The following is an 18,625-nucleotide window of genomic DNA, read 5'->3' on the forward strand; positions in this document are numbered from 1 at the left end:
AGCTTCCTGTGTTCATGGGGCTGTCCGGATGGAAAGTTCGTGCAAACCAAGCATGAGGGCGCCGCGCATTCCTGCCTCCGGGCCGAGAGAAGTCGGTTCGATCTGGACCGCAAACGGCAGCAAGGACGATACGTGCTGCGAGACGAGTTCGACAAATTCGGGGCGCGAGCCGATACCGCCTCCGAGCACCATCAATGCCGGATCGAATACCGCCTGAACGGACGCGAGGCCGACCGATGCGGACTTTGCAAGCATCGCAATGGCGGCGGACGCCTCGGTATCCCCCGATCCTGCTCTGCGGAAGATCTCGCTCACCGGCACAGTTCCATCCCGATAGAGGGCACGCACGGCCGGTGAATCGACCTGGTCCTCGAAGAGGCCAGCCCTTGCTTTCGGTGCGGCATCGTGCGGATTTGCTCCGAGCGGCAGAAGACCAAGCTCCCCGGCGCGGCCGTGGTGACCGCGAAAAAGTCGGCCATCGATAACGAGCCCCATGCCAACCCCCGTTCCGAAGGCGATGAAGGCGAGGGACCTGCAATCGCGCGCCTTTCCAAGGGTAGCCTCGGCAAATGCCGCCAGATTGACGTCATTTTCGACAATCACGCCACACGGCAACCCGGCCCCGAGGAGCCGAGCCAGCGGCTGGTCCGCGGGGATTGCGAGATTCGGCGACAACGAGGCAAGACCAGTGCAAGGCGAAACGGCGCTTGGCACGCCAACGACTGCCTTGAGCAGGGGGCCGCGAACGTCGTGTCGCTCCGCGAGCGTCAAGATCATGCGCACAATCTGCTTGAGAACAGGAGCGCCTTCGCCGTGTGCGGTTGGCTCTTCCATTGTTGCCAGGAGCTCACCGTCAAGGTCGGACAGGCCTGCGAGCACCTTGGTGCCACCAAGATCAACGCCAGCAACCAGACCCAAGGCTTTCGTGCGACGATTGCCAACCGCCGGCCGCAGATCTGGCGCGATAGTTGAAATATTTGACAAACGCAGCTCTTTTCATATATTTGTTCGGCAGGTTGACGAATTTATTATTGCCGAGCCTCTGGTCTGTCAACAACCAGTTTGAAATTGACGGTCATTCGAGGAAAAGGCAGAAGCAGACGAAAAGCGGAACGTACATCACCGGGAATATTGGCCCATGGCATTGACTGAGAACGCACCCCCGGTGCTGCGACAAATTTCGGTTCGCGCCGTCATGGACGTGTTGCTGCATACCGGTCCAACATCGCGGGCAGACCTGTCGAAAATCACCGGGCTCTCAAAGCAGACAATGTCCGAGGTTATCCGGAACCTGGAAGAGGCCGGCTGGGTTCGGGAAAAAGGCGTTACGACGGGCCGCATCGGCCGCAGCGCTATTACCTACGAGGTGAACGGCGCTGCCGGCTACGCCGTCGGCATCGATATGGGCGCAACGACGACGCGGATCGTGCTCGGCAACATCGTGGGCCGCGTCGTCGGGGAGGTGGAGTATCCCTCAGATCGTCGTGGCGGCTATCATCAGTTGGAACAGGTTCAGACAGAACTTGCTCGGATCCTTGACGACAGCGGAGTCGCGCGCGAGCATGTCCTCGTGGCCGCTATTGCTACTCCTGGCGTCGTCGAACCTACGACCGGCGCACTGTCGATGGCGCCGAACCTTGTCGATCTCGACGGCATCGATATCGTCCGCACGCTCGGAGACCGGCTTGCTTGTCCGGTAGTCCTGGAGAACGACGTCAACGCAGCCGTTATCGGCGAGTCCTGGCAGGGCCACGCTGTCGCGATCGATACGATGGCATTTATCTCGCTTGGCACAGGTATCGGCCTTGGCGTGCTTCACGATGGCAAACTGATGCGGGGAGCGAGCGGCGCGGCCGGCGAGATCTCTTACCTGCCGTTCGGTGCCGATCCCTATGCCGAGGACAGCCTGGAACGCGGCGCGCTGGAATGCGCTATTGCAGCACAAGGAATCCGCGACCTCTACCACCGTTCAGGCGGTGCAAAGGATACGTCCGTTCGAGACATTCTGAGGCTTGCCGAAGAGAAAGATCCGATTGCCACCGAAGTTATCCGGAGGGTGGGGGATATTGCGGCACTACTGGTCGTGTCCGTGAATGCCATCGTCGATCCCACCATTGTCATCATTGGCGGCAGCATCGGCAGCCACCCTTTGATGGTCGAGCGCATTCGCGAAGGCATCGCCAAGGCCAGCCGGCGCAGGATAGCGGTCGAAGCAAGCGCCCTTGGCAATCGCGCAACACTGGTCGGGGCGCTCGCGATCGGTCTCAACCACCTGCACAACCTTCTCTTTTCTCCGCAAGCTCTTCCCGAGCAACGGCGCCTCCCGCCGCCGGTCTGAACGAATGCGCAGTAGCGCGTCCGCCCATCTAGGGCCGACATTCGATTCCCGAGCAGCCACAAAGGCCAGCCGTTCCGGATGCAAATATACTGGAACTTCTAGGCGTTTGGAGCGAATGCACCCCGCACGGAGAGCACATATCAACGCAAAGTTCATGTTCGTCATCTTGACGAACTAATTCAATCCCCGCAAAGTGCCAGCTGGATTACACCTCGATCAGCGACCTTCGCTCGAAATAGCTTACTAGGAGAACGTGGACATGGCGGGCTTGAGATTGAACGATGTCAGAAAAAGCTTCGGTCACCTCGATATCTTGCATGGCATCGATCTCGAAGTGAACGAGGGTGAATTCGTCGTTCTGGTCGGCCCGTCCGGCTGCGGGAAGTCGACACTTCTGCGATTGATCGCAGGACTTGAGAGCGTGACAGGCGGAAGTGTTCTGATCGGCGACAAGGATGTTACGCAGGCAGCCCCGGGCGAGCGGGAAATTGCGATGGTGTTTCAGTCCTATGCACTCTATCCGCATATGACAGTCGCAAGAAACCTGTCATTCGGCCTCGAAAACCTCAAAATGACGCGGGCTGAAATCGATGCCCGTGTCATGGAAGCGGCACGAATGCTGGCGATCGAACCGCTTCTTGACCGGCGTCCAAAACAGCTGTCGGGGGGGCAGAGGCAACGCGTCGCGATCGGACGCGCCATCGTTCGAAACCCCAAGTTGTTTCTTTTCGACGAACCGCTCTCCAACCTTGATGCAGCGCTTCGTGTCCAGACGAGAGGCGAGATCAGCCGTCTCCACAAGCGCCTGGGCGCAACGATGATCTACGTCACGCACGATCAGATCGAGGCGATGACGATGGCGGACCGCATCGTCGTGCTGAACGCCGGCCGCGTCGAACAGATTGGCACGCCGCTCGAACTCTTCGAGACGCCGGCCAATCGGTTTGTCGCGGGGTTCATCGGATCTCCTCAGATGAATTTTTTCGAAGGCGAGTTAATTTCCTGCGGCCCGGGTGGGGTAGCCTTGCAGGTACCCGGTTTCGGTGCGCTTAACGTGCAGATGGAGGCTCCGGACGCCAAGATCGGCCAGACGGTCACGCTCGGCGTTCGCCCAAGTCATTTCGGCCTGGCACGTGATCGAGCCCGCGACGGTCTTCGCGTTCGCTTTCACGTCGACTATGCCGAAAGCATCGGAACGGAAACCTATGTTTACGGGACCGTCGAATCCAGCGAAACCGCCGCGGTCGTCCATCTTCCCGATCATGTAGCGATCGCAGATCGGTCAATTCTAGAACTCGTCGTCGAGCAACATCGCGTCCATGTATTCGACACACAGTCGGGCGCGGCGTTTCCAAGACTGAAAGACGACCCAGCGATTGCCGTACGCGCTGACTAGACTGGCTGCCATCGGCAGAGGGGCGAGGGAGTCGCCTGTGGTGCAGCGAACTAAAGTCAGGGCGATCAGACCGCGCCGTTGTTGGCGTTTTCGACAGTTCCCTTTTGCCACGGTGCACTCGGGTCGCAGAACCAGCTACGCGCGCCGATCCCTTCTTCCAAAGCCCTGAATCCGGCAAACTCGGTACCGCGATCAAAGGTGAAGCTTTGACGCGCAAAGGCTGGCAGAGGAGAAAAAGCTCTGATGATCTTGTCCATGATCGGGCGAGAATGCCGGCTTGGTTCTTGATGAGAACGGTATAGCGGCTCTTGCGCTCCACCAGAGATGTCACATTGGCATGGCCGAGTGGACGTTCGAAGATGAGGAGGTCGCCTTCCCAATGCCCGAATTGCGATCGATCTCCAATAAAATCAGGACGTTGAGATATACGATGCGAGGCCGGAAACACACCGTCGCGCGGCTTCCTGGAGCGCAGTGGACGACGTTTGCGGCGCGCTTCCGGGAGATACTGATAGAGGCCAAGCCCGTAATCTTCCTTGCTGTAAATGAACCGGTAGATTGTCTCTTTACAGACGCGCACGAGGCTGCGCCCCTCCAACAACAGGCGACCAGCGATCTGCTCAGGAGACCAGCGTGCCTCCAACTAGGTGATGATCTCCTGGCGCAAATTCGGGTGCCGCCGCAGCTTTCTCAGCCGGCGTCGTCGGTCCTTAGAGATATCGTGCGCGACCGTGCTGTAGTAGCCGTCATAGTCCGGCAGTTCGCGATCATGAAACGTGTTGCGCTTGATCTCGCGGTAAATGGTGGAGCGGTGACGGCCAAGTTGGCGGGCCATTTCGTGGACGGGAACATTTGCCGCCATCAGCTGCTGTAGGCGTCGTCGGTCGGCGAGAGCAAGCTGCGTATAGCATCGGGACATGCCAAAATCTCCAAAGTGAAGCCATTGAAATCATTGGCATGTCGCACTTGGAAATAGAATGTACCCCCCTTACACACGCAGATCGCATAAGATAGATTATGGAACTTAAACGCATGCCCGATAAGCTATTGTGCCGCCTGCATTTCCGGCTGCGGCCATCGCTGCAGCGCTTCTCGTCCAGCATCCGTCAAGCCGTAGATGCCTCTGTCGTGCCGCTCGAACCAGCCGTAGACATTCGACTGCAGGATCTTCCCGGCCTCCGGTACGTAGGATCTGACATCGCGCATCCGCAGCGGTCCTGATGCCAGCGCAGCGGCACAGCTGAGCGCCTGCTGGCGGTATGCCGTCATGACCGGCGCGCGCGTGCTGCCGCCGAGCGCCGGATCACCGCGCCGTTTCTGGTGTTCGCGCATCAGCCTCGAACGGCGCTTCGGATTGGTGCGTGGCATTGGTGATACGGAGCCGACGATGACGCTGACATCGCCGGCGTCCGAAATGCCGAGCATTCCGATGCCGAGCCTGCGGCAGAGATCCCGGTAGCGCTTATCGGCCTCGCGACCCTTGCCCTTGGCCGATATCCTGGCTGCGATCCAGACTTCGTCTGAGACAGCTGCGCGATCGACGGCCTGCAGGATCAGCTCGAGATTGAAGCTCATCTTCAACTCGCAGACCACGACCACAGGCGGATCACCATCACTTAGGCCCACGAGATCGCAGCCGCCGACTTCGCCTTTGACGACGTAACCTGCCTTTTCGAGGAAGCCTTTGACGGGCAGATAAAGCGACGTTTCCATGAGCCTGCGGATAGAAAAAGAATCGTTCCATAATCTACATGGATCCGCCGCCGCGCGACACCGCATCTAGTGTAGCGTGCCGGATTTGCACGGCCCAGATTGCGCGAAATGGCCGTGGAAGCGGCCGCAAATGCATCCCTTCGCCGGTTGACGGAAAAGGCTCAAGACGGTAGCACCCTCGGAGCTTATTGGGGGTAATGCAATATGGATATTTTCACAGCGGCCGGCTTGACGGCCTTGCTGCAGGTCATTGCTATTGACCTTGTTCTCGCCGGCGATAACGCCGTCGTCATCGGCCTCGCTGCTGCTGGCCTGGAAGCCGCGCAGCGCCGCAAGGCGATCATTGTCGGCATTCTGGCGGCAACGGTGCTTCGTATTCTCTTCGCGTCTGTCGCTGTTTATCTTCTGGCAATCGTCGGGCTGCTGCTCGCCGGCGGCCTGCTGCTGCTCTGGGTCTGCTGGAAGATGTGGCGTGAGCTGCGCGCCGGTCACAACAGCGAAGAACACGCGACCGAGGCCGGTGCATCGGCGCCGAGAAAGACCTTCCTCCAGGCGGCGACGCAGATCGTCATTGCTGACGTTTCCATGTCGCTGGACAATGTTCTTGCCGTTGCGGGGGCAGCGCGAGAGCATCCGAGCGTCCTGGTCCTTGGCCTCGGCCTTTCCATCGCGCTGATGGGCATCGCTGCAAACTTCATCGCCCGCCTGCTCAACAAGCATCGTTGGATCGCCTATGTCGGCCTTGCTATCATTCTCTATGTCGCAATCGACATGATCCATCGCGGATATCTCGAGGTCGCGCCGTTCATCGGCGCCTAAACCTCGACTTCGAAGCTCATCTGGTCGAACGCCGGAACCACATGGTCCGGCGTTTGCGCCATGACCACATCGTAGTCGAGCGGCGTATGCATATGCGTCAGGATCGCTCGCCGGGGCTTGAGGCGATCGATCCAGTCCAGCGACTGTTCCAGCGAAAGATGGCTGGGATGATAAGCATATTGCAGGGCATCGATGATGAGCATGTCGAGACCTTGCAACTTCTCCACCGTTTGCGGCGGAAAGTCGCTGACATCGCTGCAATAAGCCACATTCCCGATGCGGAAGCCGAGCGAATGGATGTCGCCGTGCTGTTGCAGATGCGGCACGCAAGCGATCGTTCCGCCGGGTCCGTGGATTTCGACGGGCTTTTCCAGATCCTCGATCACGATCGGCAGCGCAATCGGCGGATAGTTGCTGCCCGGCGGCGTCTCTAGGCAGTAGCTGAAGGCCTCCCGCAACCTGTCCATGGTGAACGGCTCGGCGAAGATCGGTACGCGCCGGCGGGTATTGTGGAAATAGCCACGAAGATCGTCGATGCCGTGAATATGGTCGGCATGCGGATGGGTGTAGAGGACCGCATCGACATGGTCCACCCCTGCCCTGATCATCTGTTCGCGGAAATCCGGACCGGTATCGACGACAACAGTCGTCGAAGCGCCATCATCGGCGAATTGCTGGATCATGAAGGAAGCGCGCGTCCGGCGGTTTTTCGGGTTGTCCGGATTGCAGGCGCCCCAGTCACCGGTGATGCGCGGCACGCCGGGTGACGACGAGCAGCCGAGAATAGTGAACCGCTGCCGTCGTGCCACGCCGCTAGATCCTTGGCATCTTGGAAAACAGCCTGAAAGCATTCTCAGTGGTGATCCGCGCAACCTCCTCGTAAGGAAGGCCGATCGTATCGGCCAGGACCTCAGCGGTATTCACCACGTAAGACGGCTCGTTGCGCTTGCCGCGCCAGCGCTTCGGCGCCAGATATGGCGCATCCGTCTCGACGAGCAGCCTGTCATGTGGAATGGTCTTGGCGATCTCGCGCAGCTCCTCCGACTTGGGGAAGGTCAGGATTCCCGAGAAGGAAATGTAGCCGCCGAGCTCCACGCCGGTCTTTGCCAGCTCCGGGCCGGCCGAGAAGCAGTGCAGGATGAAGGGGAAGGCCCCCTTCCCTGTTTCCTCGGTCAGGATCGCAGCCATATCGGCATCGGCGCTGCGGCTATGAATGACGAGCGGAAGCTGCGTTTCCCGTGCAGCGGCGATATGGCGCCGAAAACCGGTCTGCTGGTCCTCCGGCGTCTGCGTGTCGTAGAAATAGTCGAGACCAGCCTCGCCGATCGCAACTACTTTCTGATGAGCATCGGCGAGCCGCACCAGATCTTCTGTCTGAATATCCAGTTCGTCACCTGCATTATTCGGATGCGTACCGACGGAACAGAAGACCGAAGGATATCTCTTGGTGATCGCGAGCAGCCCGTCGAGCTTCCGCACGCGGGTGCAGATGGTCACCATCTGTGCCACGCCAACCTCATGGGCGCGTGCCACGATTTCGTCGCGTTCCGCATCGAAATCGGCGAAATCCAGATGACAATGCGTATCGATCAGCACGTCCTCAAGCCTCCCCAGGGGCCACGTAACGCGGGAAGACCGGCTTCGGCGCTTCGAGCGGCGTTCCCGGCACCAGACGACCGGCTTCGCCGAGTGCGGCGAAATTGCGTTTGTCGGCACGCGCGGCCACGAGATCGAGCAGTTTACCAGCCGATTCCGGCATGAACGGCTGCAGCAGAATGGCGATCTGGCGAACAACTTCTGCGGTCACATAGAGCACCGTGCCCATCCGCGCCGGATCGGTCTTCTTTAGCGCCCAAGGCTCCTGGCCGGCGAAATAGCGGTCGGTTTCGGACACCACGGCGATGATGGAAGCCAGAGCGCGGTGGATCATCTGCTTGCCCATGTCTTCGCGTGTCGAGGCATGCAGTGCATCGGCCTGCGCCAGCATCGCCTTGTCCTCGTCGGTCAGCGGCCCGCAGTCCGGTATCTTGCCGTCGCAATTCTTGACGATCATCGACAGCGAGCGGCTGGCGAGGTTGCCGATGCCGTTAGCAAGGTCGGAATTGATGCGCGTGCCGATCGCCTCTTCGCTATAGCTGCCGTCCTGGCCGAAGGAGACTTCGCGCAGGAAGAAGTAGCGCACTTGGTCGAGGCCGAAATGGTTCACCAGGTTGACCGGATCGACGACGTTGCCGAGCGACTTCGACATCTTCTCGCCCTTGTTGAGCAGGAAGCCATGGGCAAAGACGCGCTTCGGCAGCGGCAGCTTTGCCGACATCAGGAAGGCCGGCCAGTAGACTGCGTGGAAGCGGATGATGTCCTTGCCGATGATATGCACATCGGCCGGCCAGTATTTGGCACGCGGCCCGTTGCGGTCTTCGATATAGCCGGTCGCGGTGATGTAGTTCGTCAGCGCGTCGACCCAGACATACATGACATGCGAGGGATCGTTCGGTACCTTGATGCCCCAGTCGAAGGTGGTGCGCGAGATCGACAGGTCCTTCAGGCCCGACTTGACGAAGGAGATCACCTCGTTGCGACGTTCGGCGGGGCCGATGAAATCAGGATTTTCCTCGTAATGCTTCAGCAGACGGTCCTGATATTCCGAGAGCTTGAAGAAATAGCTCGCCTCTTCCACCCATTCGACAGGCGTGCCCTGCGGCCCGTAGCGCACGCCATCGGCGCGCAGCTCCGTTTCGTTTTCCTGATAATAGGCCTCGTCGCGCACGGAATACCAGCCGGCGTAGGAATCTTTGTAGATGTCGCCATTGTCGGCCATCAGGTTCCAGATATTGCGCGAGGTTTCGTGATGGCGCTCCTGCGTGGTGCGGATGAAATCGTCGTTCGACGCGTTGAGCAGCTTCGCCATCGCCTGGAATTCACCGGAATTGCGGTCGGCAAGTGCCTGCGGCGTGATGCCTTCGGCGCGTGCCGTCTGCTGCATCTTCTGGCCGTGTTCGTCCGTACCCGTCAGGAAGAAGACATCCCTGCCGTCGAGGCGCTGGTAGCGCGCCATGGCATCGGTCGCAATCAGCTCATAGGCATGGCCGATATGCGGCTTGCCATTGGGATAGGAGATCGCGGTTGTGATGTAGAAGGGGGTCTTGTCTGTCATGGCGGCCAATTCCGGCTTACTCTATAAAAATCGTCAGCCGCTATTAGCGCATGTCTCGGGTAAGCGAAACATCAAGTTTGCCAACCGCCTACGATTTCGCGGACATCGGTCGTGAACTTGACTCGCGTTCTGACGCAATCTACCTCTTGTCCGGCAACAGGGCGGGACAGAAGCGAAGTGCCATTTTTCTTGATCTTGAATCGTCGGGGCCGCGCGCCATTGGGGGCGCATATTTGACGTTCGAGCCTCTTTATTCCTTGTCCGGTCTTATGGTGGGAGCGCTGGTCGGCATCACTGGCGTCGGCGGCGGTTCGCTCATGACGCCGCTGCTCGTGCTCCTCTTTGGCGTCCATCCGGCAACCGCGGTCGGAACCGATCTTCTCTATGCGGCGATCACCAAGACGGCGGGTACGGCAGTTCACGGCATGCACGGACGCGTCAACTGGAAGATCGTCGGCAGCCTTGCCACCGGCAGCGTACCAGCTGCGCTCCTGATGCTCTGGGTGATGGCTGGTGTCGATCGCAAGAGTATCGGCGTCACGAGTTCCATCACAATAGCGCTTGGCTGGCTTCTGGTTATGACCGCGATAATGTTAGTCTTCCGTAGCCAGATCCTTCAATTTGCTCGCCGGGCGATCGGCGAACGCATGCCGCCGAAACCGGCGACTATCGCCGTCTTTACCGTCATTCTCGGCATCGTGCTCGGCGTGCTGGTGACCCTGACTTCGGTCGGCGCCGGCGCCATGGGCGTCACGATTCTGCTGGTCCTCTATCCGCGGCTCGATGTGCGCGAAATCGTCGGCTCCGATATCGTCCATGCCGTTCCCCTGACGCTGATCGGTGGCATGGGATACTGGCTTATCGGAGAGATCGACTGGGCGATGTTGCTCGCCCTGCTCGTCGGCTCCATTCCTGGCATCATTATCGGCAGCCTTCTTGCGCCGAGACTGCACGAGCGCACCATCCGCATCGTGCTGGCCGTCACACTTGCGATCGTCGCCTGGAAACTGCTGGCCGGTTGATCAGGCGCGCGGCTGCTTGATCTCGGAAAGCACTTCCATGATCGTCTGCTTGCGGTCGAGATTGTAAGCGGCGGAGACGGTCAGCTTCTCGGTGATTTCGGAATAGAGCCGCGCCAGTCGCTCGGCGGCTGCGATCTGCCCCTCGCCCGCAGCAATGCGTGCGCGGTTCATCACGTCGTCGCCGACATGGCTCACGAAGAAATCGAAGATCGTATCGCTCTCTTTGCCGGAAAGTGCATCCGCAAGCCTGTGCATGGCCTTGCGCGCCGCAGGCCCTTCGGAGGACAGAACCGCGTTATAAGCTTCGATGATCTCGCCGCCGCCATAATTCAGCAATTTCAGCGCCTCGCCGACACTGCCCTTGGCGGCGGAGAGCAGGGCCTGCCCCTCCCCCTGAATGCCGAGATGAGCGAGAGCGGAAACCAGCGCCTGATCGTCGAGCGGCGCAAGCTTCAGCGGCAGGCAGCGTGAACGGATCGTCGGCAGCAGTTTGCCCGGCGCATGCGAGAGAACGAGGAACATCGCACGCTTCGGCGGCTCCTCCAGGATCTTCAAGATGGCGTTTGCCGCGTTCCGGTTCATATCGTCAGCCGGATCGATGATGACGATACGCCAGTTGCCGGTGCCCGAGGTCTGAGAGAAGAACTTGCCGGCACGGCGCACCTCATCGACGGTGATCGCCGATTTCACTTTCCCGGTCTTTTCATCGATCGGCCGCGACAGATGCAGGAGATTATGCGAGGCGCCTGACGCTATCTGCCGGCTGACCGCAGAGTTGGGGTCCGGATCTCCAATCTGGGACGGCGCGCTCGCCGGATCGGGATGCGACAACACATGATTGGCGAAGCGGAAGGCGAGCGTCGCCTTGCCGATACCCTCGGGGCCTTCGATCAGGATCGCATGATGGCCTTTACCAGAACGGTAGAACTGCGCGAGGAAATCCTCGGCCCCTTCATGGCCGAAGAGCTTCGTGTTCTCGGCTGGCCATATGGCTCCGTCGAGCAGTCCATGCCTGTCCTCACTCATGATGCGCCGCTTCCGGCATCCGCTCTTCGGTCGTTGGCTTCAGCAATTGCCTGACGATGCCTAGAATTTCCGCGGCAATCGCCTCTTCCGGCTGCGTGGCGTTGACGATATTGCAGCGCTCCGGCTCGCGCGCGGCGATATCGAGATAAGCTTCGCGGCGCTTCTCGTGCGTTTCCAGCGTTTCCTTCTCGAAACGGTCAGGGCCGCCGGCATTTCGCTTGATAACACGCTCCAGCCCCAGCTTTGCGGGAATATCGAGGATCACCGTACAGTCAGGCATGACTCCGTTGATGGCGATGCGCTGCAGCGTCTCGATGAATTCCGGCTCCAGATTGCCGGTGACGCCCTGATAGACGCGGGAGGAATCGATGAAGCGGTCGCAGAGTACGATCTTGCCCTTGTGAAGCGCCGGCCGAATGACCTCTTCCACGTGATCGTTGCGGGCGGCGGCAAAGAGGATCGCCTCCATGCGCGTGCCGAAGGCTTCCGCGGCACCCGAAAGAAGCACATGGCGCACCGCTTCGGCTCCCGGTGAGCCGCCGGGTTCTCGGGTCAGCAACACGTCATGACCTTCGGCCTTCAGGGCCTCGGCAAGGCGGCGGATTTGCGTGGACTTCCCAGCGCCTTCTCCGCCTTCAAACGTAACGAACAATCCCGTACCGGACGACAATGATACTTTCCCGCATTCTGAGCGACACGCTCTTCCTCTATCTATCCGAAGATAGTGCGGAGCGAAACCTTTTGCCGCGGCGACATATTCACCTTCCCCGGCAAATTGCCGGAAAATTCGATCCTGACAAGAGGCTTAGCTCTGTTCGGATGTGTCCCAAAGCCAGGAGAAGAACAGCGATTCGCCAAGCTCCAGTAGCGCATCCACCGCCCGGCTGCTGAGCGATCCCACATCGACGGATTGCACCGTATAGAGCGGTACTTCACGCAGCATCCTGTTGCCGGAAACAATGCGCAGCGTCCCGACTTCCGTATCGGCCTTCACAGGAGCCTTCAGCGGCCAGTGATAGACAATGCGGGCTGCGAGCCGGTCCGGATTGTTGATCGGAACATAGACGCTGACCGGTGTTTTGGCGATGAGATCGACCGTGCGTGCTGTGCCGCCATAGACGCTGGCAGCGCCGATCACTTCATTGTCGGCAAAGACCTGATGGCTCTCGAAGGCCGTCAATCCCCATTCCAGTACCCGCTTGGCCTCCTCCGTGCGCTCCTTGTCGGAGGCTATGCCGGCAAGTGCCACGAAGAGCCGCCGTCCATCCCGCTGTACAGAGGCGACGATCGAATAGCCCTCGCCTTCCGTAAAGCCCGTCGCCAGGCCGTCGGCGCCGAGGTCCATGCCGAGCAGCGGATTACGGTTGCGCTGGAAGATCTTATTCCACTCGAAGTCGGGCTGGGCGAAATAGGAATAGAGATTGGGGTAGGATGTCTGCAGGTCGGTCGCCAGCGTCACTAGCTCTTTGGCCGTCACCTTACTCTTGCCATCAGGAAGGCCGGTGGAATTGCCGAAAACGGCTTTATCCATACCCAGATCGCGTGCTCTTCTTGTCATGGATGCGGCGAACTGGTCCTCGCTGCCGGCCATGCCTTCGGCAAGGATGATGCAGCCGTCATTGGCCCCCTGGATCGCTACACCCTTGATGAGATCCTCGACGCGAACCCTCGATTTCAGCGCCGCAAACATGGTCGCCGCGCGTGAAGGTGCGCCGCCGGTACGCCAGGCATATTCGGAGACGGGATATTCGGTATCGAGTGAAATCTGCCCCTTGCTGACGGCATCGAAAACGAGGTCCATCGTCATCAGCTTGGCAAGCGAGGCTGGGGCAAAGACCTGGTTCTCGTTCTTGGCGAGAAGCACTGTGCCGGTTGAGGCTTCAATCATATAGGCCTGTGCGGCCTTGGTGACGAAACCAGCCTCGGTGCCTTCGGCGGCAGCGGCTGCGGAAGCAGGCAAAAGGAGGCATGCAAGGAGGCGAAGCAACGGCTTCAACATCGCTAATCCCATTGATCGTGCGGGTTGATTCAGGAGGGTAAAGCGAGCCGTAAGCCGATGCAATTATACTTTGTTGTACGCTTTTATCGTGCCTTTGCGCTGCCGCCATTCTGGCGCTTGAAGGATGCGAGGATCGATTCCTGCGTCAGGCCGTCATTGCGCACCATCACCGCATCGAAAGCGAGCGGAACCTTCACAGTCACTGCCTCCTGATAATTCATCGCAAGCGATGTACCTTTCGACCAGCCGTTCGGGCGCTCATAGGGAATGGGACCGATTTCCGGCAAAACGACCATCTGCTCCATCGCCTGCCCGCCATTGGTGAAAGCCGGCGGCGGCGTCAGGAAATGGCCGCCTGCCGGCGCCTGCATCGGTACGGGCGCCAGCTGCCGAGCCGGCGCCGCGTTATACCTTGCGGTCTGCACAGAGGAGCCTGGATACTTGGCGCTTGGCGTCGAGCCCGCATAGGCGGTCGAAGAGAATGGTACCGGAACGCTGTCAGGCGACGGGCTGGAATAGTCGCCGAGGCTCTGGAGTTGGTCGCCGGTAATCTTCTTACTGTTGGAAGCCACCATCACGCCGGTTGCGATCTGACCTTCACCCGGATTGATGCCCGGAAGGCGGCTGCCCTTCGGAATGTAGGAGGCCATCAGATAGGGCATGTCATGACCGTCGAGCGGCGCCTTGCCGACATATTGCACCCGAACCTTGCCGGTGCCGCTGTGCTGCAGGTCGAGCATGGAGGCGGTCTTGTTGGAGAGGTCGATGATACGGCCTTCATGATACGGACCGCGGTCATTGACGCGCACGATGACGGAAGAGCCATTTTCGATATTGGTCACCCGCGCATAGCTCGGAAGCGGGAAGGTCGGGTGCGCCGCGGACAGATGCATCTGATCGTAGACTTCGCCATTGGCCGTCAGGCGGCCGTGGAAGGCCGAACCGTACCAGGAAGCAATGCCCACCTTGTTATAGGAATAGTCTTCCCTGGGGTAATACATCTTCCCCTTCACCACATAGGGATCGCCTACCATGTAGCGGCCACCGCCCTTGGGAATATTGTTGCCGTTGGCAACGCGCGGGCTGGCTTTGACGCCATATTCGCTTTCGGAGAAATATTCCTTGCCGTGGGATTTCTTCTTGGGAACTGCCTGTGTCGTGCCGCAGGCCGCCACTGTTGCGCACATAGCCGATATCGCCAGCCACCGTGCTGCCGTTGCGAAAGACGTCGCCCCGTAAATCAGTTTCATATGCCCCACGCCACTCAAGACCGTTATGGTTAAGGAACTCACTCGTGAATGAGTTGGAGTTGCCTTATGCCCTGCCTGCCTAACGAGACTTTAATCTTGTGGATATCGTGGCGAATTTGCGAACGATTTCGGGGCGATAGCGCGAATTCTAATGATTATGGTTAATGCTTGGTTGATTTTAACCTGTGCAGGAATGAAATCCCAAATGTATTTTCCCATTTTTGGACCGTTTCGGATCGTGACAGCCCTGCCGGCGGCCGCCGCCGCCTTGCCCCGCGGCGAGACACATTAAAGCAGTTTAATCTGCTCAATTGTTGCTCGATCGATCAGAGCACGTTGACGCTGAAGTGCGAACCGCTATAAAGCCTGCGAAACCGCGATTTGGCCATCGGCGGAAGTAGCTTTCGTCACGCACGAGCGCCTTCCAGCAAAGTCGAGCCAGGCCAATTGGATGGAAGAGTGTCCGAGTGGTTTAAGGAACCGGTCTTGAAAACCGGCGTGCGGGAAACCGTACCGTGGGTTCGAATCCCACCTCTTCCGCCATCCTCAGCCTGCCACGACCCCATCACCCTCTTGATTTGAAGATAGGTTCACCCGACGATACCCGAAGCTAAATTGCGTTTCGGGGCACCAAAAGATTGGAAGCCCCTCACTGCGCAGTTGGACAACGAGAGGGGAATCGCATGGCGGAGGTACTGGACCTCGACTGCGTAGTCGTGGGTGGAGGCGTCGTGGGGCTCGCGGTGGCGCGCGAACTTACCATGAAGGGCCGCCAGGTGGTTCTTCTCGAGGCGGAGCCTATGACCGGCAGCATTACCTCGGCCCGCAATAGCGAGGTCATCCATGCCGGGCTCTACTATGCCACCGGCAGTTTGAAGGCGCAGCTGTGCGTTGTCGGAAAACACAAGCTCTACGAATATTGCCGAGAGCGACGCGTCCCCCACAGAGCCTGTGGCAAACTCGTCGTCGCCACCAGCGAGCAGGAGCTTGGCTATCTCGAAAAGCTGTCGAGGCAGGCTGAAGCAAATGGAGTAGAGGACTGCTATCTGATCGATGCGGCGGAACTCTTTCGCCGGGAGCCCGAGATCCGGGGCGTGGCCGCTCTTGTCTCTCCGTCGACAGGTATCGTCGACAGCCACAGCCTCATGCAGGCATACATTACGGACGTAGAGGCCGACGGCGGAACCATCGTCTGCAATTCGCCTGTCATCGAAGGTGAATTCACTGCGGACAAGATCCGTCTGTCCGTTGGTGGCCGCGATCCGGTCAGAATTGAAGCAGGCCTCGTCGTAAATGCTGCCGGTTTGAATGCCTGGACCCTTTCCGAGAGATTGTCGGGCCTAGATGCAAGCACCATCCCGCCACGTTACTACGCCAAGGGATGCTATTTTGCATTGGCTGGCCGTGCGCCGGCAAAGCAGCTGATCTATCCGGTCCCTGAACCCGGCGGTCTCGGTGTGCACCTGACGCTCGACCTGGCGGGCCAGGCGCGCTTCGGTCCTGATGTCGAATGGGTGGAGGCAATCGATTATGACGTCGATCCGAGCCGCGCCGATAAATTCTATTCCGCAATCCGCCGCTATTGGCCCGATCTGGTCGATGGCGCGCTGCAGCCTGCCTATTCGGGCATACGTCCGAAAATCGCCGGCCCGGCTGCGGGCGGCGGCGGTGACTTCGTGATCCAGGGGCCGGAGCAAACCCGTCACCCTGGCTATGTAGCGCTCTATGGAATTGAAAGCCCTGGCCTCACCGCTTCGCTGGCGATCGGGCAGAAGGTTGCGCGACTTGCGGGGTGAGACAAAGCGTTTTCGGTCCGCCCCGATAGCGGCCGGTTACCCGCCTGATCACGTCGCGTCAGCAGGGCGCACGCTTCTTTCGGACGAGTACGCCCTGGCGTTCCCAGGCGACCAGTACCAAACTTGAGGCAATGATGATGAGCGCACCGACGAAGACATTTATCTCAGGGACTTCCGCCCAAATGGCATAGCCGTAAACGAAGGCCCAGATGAGCCCACTGTATTCGACGGGTGCGAGCGCCGAGGCCGGCGCGTATCGGAATCCCTCATAGAGAAGGAATTGCCCGAGCGTGGAGACGAGCCCGAGGCCGATCATCAAGGCCCAGCCGATGACGTCGGGCGTCTTCCAGATCCAGGGGAACGACAAGGTGCAGGCAATCCCGAACAGCAGGCTGGTTGCGAACATCTGCGTCAGCGTTGTCTCGCTGCGACTGACAAGCCGGATGAGGATCGTGCTCCAGGCCCAGCAGAAACCAGCGATGAGACACATGACAGCCGGCACGAGATTGGGTGAATGCGTGGGGTTGGCAGCGATGGCAACGCCGATGAAGCCGCCGATACAGGCAATCCAGCGCCCCGTTCCGATTGCTTCCTTGAGAACCAGGATTGACAGGAACATGACGATGATGGGCGCCGAGAAGTAGAGCGTGGTCAGCTCGGCAAGACCCAGATATCGCGCGGCATTGTAGAATAGCAGCCAGGCGATCAGCATCAGCATCGCGCGAAGGACGACCGTGCCTCTATAGGGGCTTTTGAGGATCGAAGGATGGCGCCGGTAATGCACGAGAACGCCGGTGACGACAACGATGACCAGGCTGCGCATGAACAGGATTTCAGGAACTTCATAGTCGGCCACGAGCCACTTGACCAAGGCATCCTGCATGGCAAAGCAGGCGTAACCGGCGCAGGCGAGCGCTATGCCTGCCAGCGGCCGTGATTCGACTTTTTCGGAATTCATCCAAACCTCGCAGCGCCTGACTTTGCGATGGGGAGTCTCTATCGCGAGGCTCATCGCAGAACATGTCTTATCTGCGGACCGTCAGTAAAGCTACAGCCATCGATGCGAGGTCATGACGTCCCGCTGTCAGCCATTCCGGCAGGGCTTGCGCAGTTGAGGCGATAAACTATGGTTAGTCCGGCAAAGGGGAAATCTGATCTTCAAGAGGAGTTTGCCGATGCCCGCCGGCTTTGCCGCGGTGGCGTTTTCAGGACAGCTTCGTTCCTGACCGCGCTAAGCCGCTGCTAGGGCGGAACTTATTTCGATTGTGCGCGTTTCATCTCACGTTTTGCCCAGGAGGGGAGATTGCCATGGAAAGTGCAGGCGTAGGTTGGATTGCAGCCATCATTATCGGCGGCATCGCCGGCTGGCTGGCGGAGAAATTCATGAACAGCAATATGGGCGTGTTCATGAACATAGTGCTCGGTATCGTGGGCGCGATTGTCGCCAACTGGATTCTTAGTATCCTTCACATCCAGCCACTCAGCGGCTGGCTCGGATACCTGATCACGGGCTTTGTCGGCGCATGCATACTGATAGCGCTCGGACGCCTTGTCCGCCGCTGACCTAACACGGAAAGATTGCGGGGAAAGGTTGAAAGCCGGATGTCACGCGTCCGGCTTCTTTTCACCTAGCGACGGCTGAGGAGGCCGAAGAGATAAGCGATACCCGCGGTAATAGCGACCGCGGTCAGCGGTTCTTCGCGCACCCTGTCACGGAAGCGTTCGGTCATGACCGAAGCCTCGTCGGCAACTGCCGTCTTGGCGCCCTGCCCCAGCGCGATCACGCTTTCCGAAAGGCGGGCCAGATCTTCGCGAAGCGCGGCAACCTGCGCGGACAGATCGTCGGCGGCAGCTTCAGCCTTGACGCGCGCAGCGGCGGATTCGGCGGAAGCGGGTTTCAGTTCGGCCATGGTCTGCTCCTGTTTAGATGGAATGCCGCATCAACGAAATGAAGGCTGGAAAGGTTCCGCAATCAAGCATCTTTTGTCGCTCAGGGCAGGTTAGCGAAAGCGCGTGCAAGGCCTATACGCTTTTCGCGCGACAAGCCTTCATTTCCTTGCAGCTTTGTTTTATGGAACGACGAATGTCTGCCCTCTGGGCCAATGATAATGT

The 18,625-nt window shown here is 59.4% G+C and carries 17 protein-coding genes, 1 tRNA gene and 1 pseudogene; 7 read left to right on the top strand and 12 right to left on the bottom strand.

Annotated features, from left to right (window positions below):
- Positions 1-12 precede the first annotated feature (12 nt).
- Entirely contained in the window at positions 13-984 is a 972-nt protein-coding gene (locus EV281_RS03325) for an ROK family protein (RefSeq protein ID WP_245508208.1), read from the bottom strand.
- A 154-nt stretch (positions 985-1,138) separates the two neighbouring features.
- Here EV281_RS03325 and EV281_RS03330 point away from each other — a divergent pair, with 154 nt between their 5' ends.
- Both EV281_RS03330 and ugpC read left to right on the top strand, forming a co-directional pair.
- Positions 1,139-2,338, top strand: coding sequence for an ROK family transcriptional regulator (locus tag EV281_RS03330; RefSeq protein WP_132651499.1), 1,200 nt, complete (start codon positions 1,139-1,141; stop codon positions 2,336-2,338).
- Positions 2,339-2,597: 259 nt separating this feature from the next.
- Entirely contained in the window at positions 2,598-3,734 is a 1,137-nt protein-coding gene (gene ugpC / locus EV281_RS03335; RefSeq protein WP_132651500.1) for a sn-glycerol-3-phosphate ABC transporter ATP-binding protein UgpC, read from the top strand.
- Positions 3,735-3,820: 86 nt separating this feature from the next.
- On the opposite strand, the pseudogene EV281_RS03340 reads toward ugpC, so the two are convergent.
- Positions 3,821-4,653: pseudogene (locus tag EV281_RS03340) on the bottom strand (IS30 family transposase); the annotation flags it as partial.
- A 125-nt stretch (positions 4,654-4,778) separates the two neighbouring features.
- Positions 4,779-5,447 carry a DUF2161 domain-containing phosphodiesterase gene (locus tag EV281_RS03345; protein ID WP_132651501.1) on the bottom strand — a complete coding sequence of 223 codons (669 nt, stop codon included), beginning with the start codon at positions 5,445-5,447 and terminating at the stop codon, positions 4,779-4,781.
- A 204-nt stretch (positions 5,448-5,651) separates the two neighbouring features.
- Here EV281_RS03345 and EV281_RS03350 point away from each other — a divergent pair, with 204 nt between their 5' ends.
- Entirely contained in the window at positions 5,652-6,266 is a 615-nt protein-coding gene (locus EV281_RS03350) for a TerC family protein (RefSeq protein ID WP_132651502.1), read from the top strand.
- Here the strand turns inward: EV281_RS03350 and EV281_RS03355 are convergent.
- From EV281_RS03355 to metG, 3 genes are read right to left on the bottom strand one after another with little or no spacing between them, the layout of a single operon-like run.
- Complete coding sequence (locus EV281_RS03355) at positions 6,263-7,075, bottom strand: MBL fold metallo-hydrolase (protein WP_132651503.1); 813 nt, start codon at positions 7,073-7,075, stop codon at positions 6,263-6,265. The two genes, EV281_RS03350 and EV281_RS03355, sit on opposite strands and share 4 nt — an antisense overlap.
- Positions 7,076-7,079: 4 nt before the next feature.
- Positions 7,080-7,862 carry a TatD family hydrolase gene (locus tag EV281_RS03360; RefSeq protein WP_132651504.1) on the bottom strand — a complete coding sequence of 261 codons (783 nt, stop codon included), beginning with the start codon at positions 7,860-7,862 and terminating at the stop codon, positions 7,080-7,082.
- 4 nt (positions 7,863-7,866) lie between these two features.
- Positions 7,867-9,420, bottom strand: a complete 1,554-nt coding sequence (gene metG, locus EV281_RS03365; protein ID WP_132651505.1) for a methionine--tRNA ligase — start codon at positions 9,418-9,420, stop codon at positions 7,867-7,869.
- 233 nt (positions 9,421-9,653) lie between these two features.
- On the opposite strand from metG, the gene EV281_RS03370 reads away from it, so the two are divergent.
- A complete protein-coding gene (locus tag EV281_RS03370) occupies positions 9,654-10,442 on the top strand; it encodes a sulfite exporter TauE/SafE family protein (RefSeq protein ID WP_132651506.1) in 789 nt (262 codons plus the stop codon).
- On the opposite strand, the gene EV281_RS03375 is transcribed toward EV281_RS03370, so the two are convergent.
- The 4 genes from EV281_RS03375 to EV281_RS03390 form a co-directional block, all read right to left on the bottom strand.
- Positions 10,443-11,468, bottom strand: a complete 1,026-nt coding sequence (locus EV281_RS03375) for a DNA polymerase III subunit delta' (protein WP_132651507.1) — start codon at positions 11,466-11,468, stop codon at positions 10,443-10,445.
- Positions 11,461-12,138 carry a dTMP kinase gene (tmk, locus tag EV281_RS03380; protein WP_132651508.1) on the bottom strand — a complete coding sequence of 226 codons (678 nt, stop codon included), beginning with the start codon at positions 12,136-12,138 and terminating at the stop codon, positions 11,461-11,463. The genes EV281_RS03375 and tmk overlap by 8 nt, the downstream gene beginning before the upstream one ends.
- Before the next feature lie 135 nt (positions 12,139-12,273).
- On the bottom strand, positions 12,274-13,467 hold the full coding sequence (locus tag EV281_RS03385) for a D-alanyl-D-alanine carboxypeptidase family protein (RefSeq protein WP_132651509.1): 1,194 nt from the start codon (positions 13,465-13,467) through the stop codon (positions 12,274-12,276).
- 83 nt (positions 13,468-13,550) lie between these two features.
- On the bottom strand, positions 13,551-14,717 hold the full coding sequence (locus tag EV281_RS03390) for a septal ring lytic transglycosylase RlpA family protein (RefSeq protein ID WP_132651510.1): 1,167 nt from the start codon (positions 14,715-14,717) through the stop codon (positions 13,551-13,553).
- A 453-nt stretch (positions 14,718-15,170) separates the two neighbouring features.
- Between EV281_RS03390 and EV281_RS03395 the strand changes: the two genes are divergently transcribed.
- Both EV281_RS03395 and EV281_RS03400 read left to right on the top strand, forming a co-directional pair.
- A tRNA-Ser gene (locus EV281_RS03395) sits at positions 15,171-15,260 on the top strand.
- A 140-nt stretch (positions 15,261-15,400) separates the two neighbouring features.
- Entirely contained in the window at positions 15,401-16,513 is a 1,113-nt protein-coding gene (locus EV281_RS03400; protein ID WP_132651511.1) for an NAD(P)/FAD-dependent oxidoreductase, read from the top strand.
- Between the two features lie 58 nt (positions 16,514-16,571).
- On the opposite strand, the gene EV281_RS03405 is transcribed toward EV281_RS03400, so the two are convergent.
- Positions 16,572-17,471, bottom strand: coding sequence for a DMT family transporter (locus tag EV281_RS03405; RefSeq protein WP_132651512.1), 900 nt, complete (start codon positions 17,469-17,471; stop codon positions 16,572-16,574).
- Between the two features lie 350 nt (positions 17,472-17,821).
- Here EV281_RS03405 and EV281_RS03410 point away from each other — a divergent pair, with 350 nt between their 5' ends.
- Positions 17,822-18,076 (top strand): GlsB/YeaQ/YmgE family stress response membrane protein, encoded by a 255-nt coding sequence (locus EV281_RS03410; RefSeq protein WP_132651513.1) that lies wholly within the window; start codon positions 17,822-17,824, stop codon positions 18,074-18,076.
- A gap of 65 nt (positions 18,077-18,141) precedes the next feature.
- Here EV281_RS03410 and EV281_RS03415 read toward each other — a convergent pair whose 3' ends face one another.
- Positions 18,142-18,423 carry a hypothetical protein gene (locus EV281_RS03415; RefSeq protein WP_132651514.1) on the bottom strand — a complete coding sequence of 94 codons (282 nt, stop codon included), beginning with the start codon at positions 18,421-18,423 and terminating at the stop codon, positions 18,142-18,144.
- Positions 18,424-18,625 lie beyond the last annotated feature (202 nt).

Source organism: Rhizobium sp. BK418, assembly GCF_004341105.1.
GTDB lineage: Bacteria > Pseudomonadota > Alphaproteobacteria > Rhizobiales > Rhizobiaceae > Rhizobium.

Coding starts and splice junctions, on each gene's coding strand:
- EV281_RS03330 (WP_132651499.1), top strand. CDS start 1,139: ATGGCATTGACTGAGAACGCACCCCCGGTGCTGCGACAAATTTCGGTT.
- ugpC (WP_132651500.1), top strand. CDS start 2,598: ATGGCGGGCTTGAGATTGAACGATGTCAGAAAAAGCTTCGGTCACCTC.
- EV281_RS03345 (WP_132651501.1), bottom strand. CDS start 5,447: ATGGAAACGTCGCTTTATCTGCCCGTCAAAGGCTTCCTCGAAAAGGCA.
- EV281_RS03350 (WP_132651502.1), top strand. CDS start 5,652: ATGGATATTTTCACAGCGGCCGGCTTGACGGCCTTGCTGCAGGTCATT.
- metG (WP_132651505.1), bottom strand. CDS start 9,420: ATGACAGACAAGACCCCCTTCTACATCACAACCGCGATCTCCTATCCC.
- EV281_RS03375 (WP_132651507.1), bottom strand. CDS start 11,468: ATGAGTGAGGACAGGCATGGACTGCTCGACGGAGCCATATGGCCAGCC.
- EV281_RS03385 (WP_132651509.1), bottom strand. CDS start 13,467: ATGTTGAAGCCGTTGCTTCGCCTCCTTGCATGCCTCCTTTTGCCTGCT.
- EV281_RS03390 (WP_132651510.1), bottom strand. CDS start 14,717: ATGAAACTGATTTACGGGGCGACGTCTTTCGCAACGGCAGCACGGTGG.
- EV281_RS03400 (WP_132651511.1), top strand. CDS start 15,401: ATGGCGGAGGTACTGGACCTCGACTGCGTAGTCGTGGGTGGAGGCGTC.
- EV281_RS03405 (WP_132651512.1), bottom strand. CDS start 17,471: ATGAATTCCGAAAAAGTCGAATCACGGCCGCTGGCAGGCATAGCGCTC.
- EV281_RS03410 (WP_132651513.1), top strand. CDS start 17,822: ATGGAAAGTGCAGGCGTAGGTTGGATTGCAGCCATCATTATCGGCGGC.
- EV281_RS03415 (WP_132651514.1), bottom strand. CDS start 18,423: ATGGCCGAACTGAAACCCGCTTCCGCCGAATCCGCCGCTGCGCGCGTC.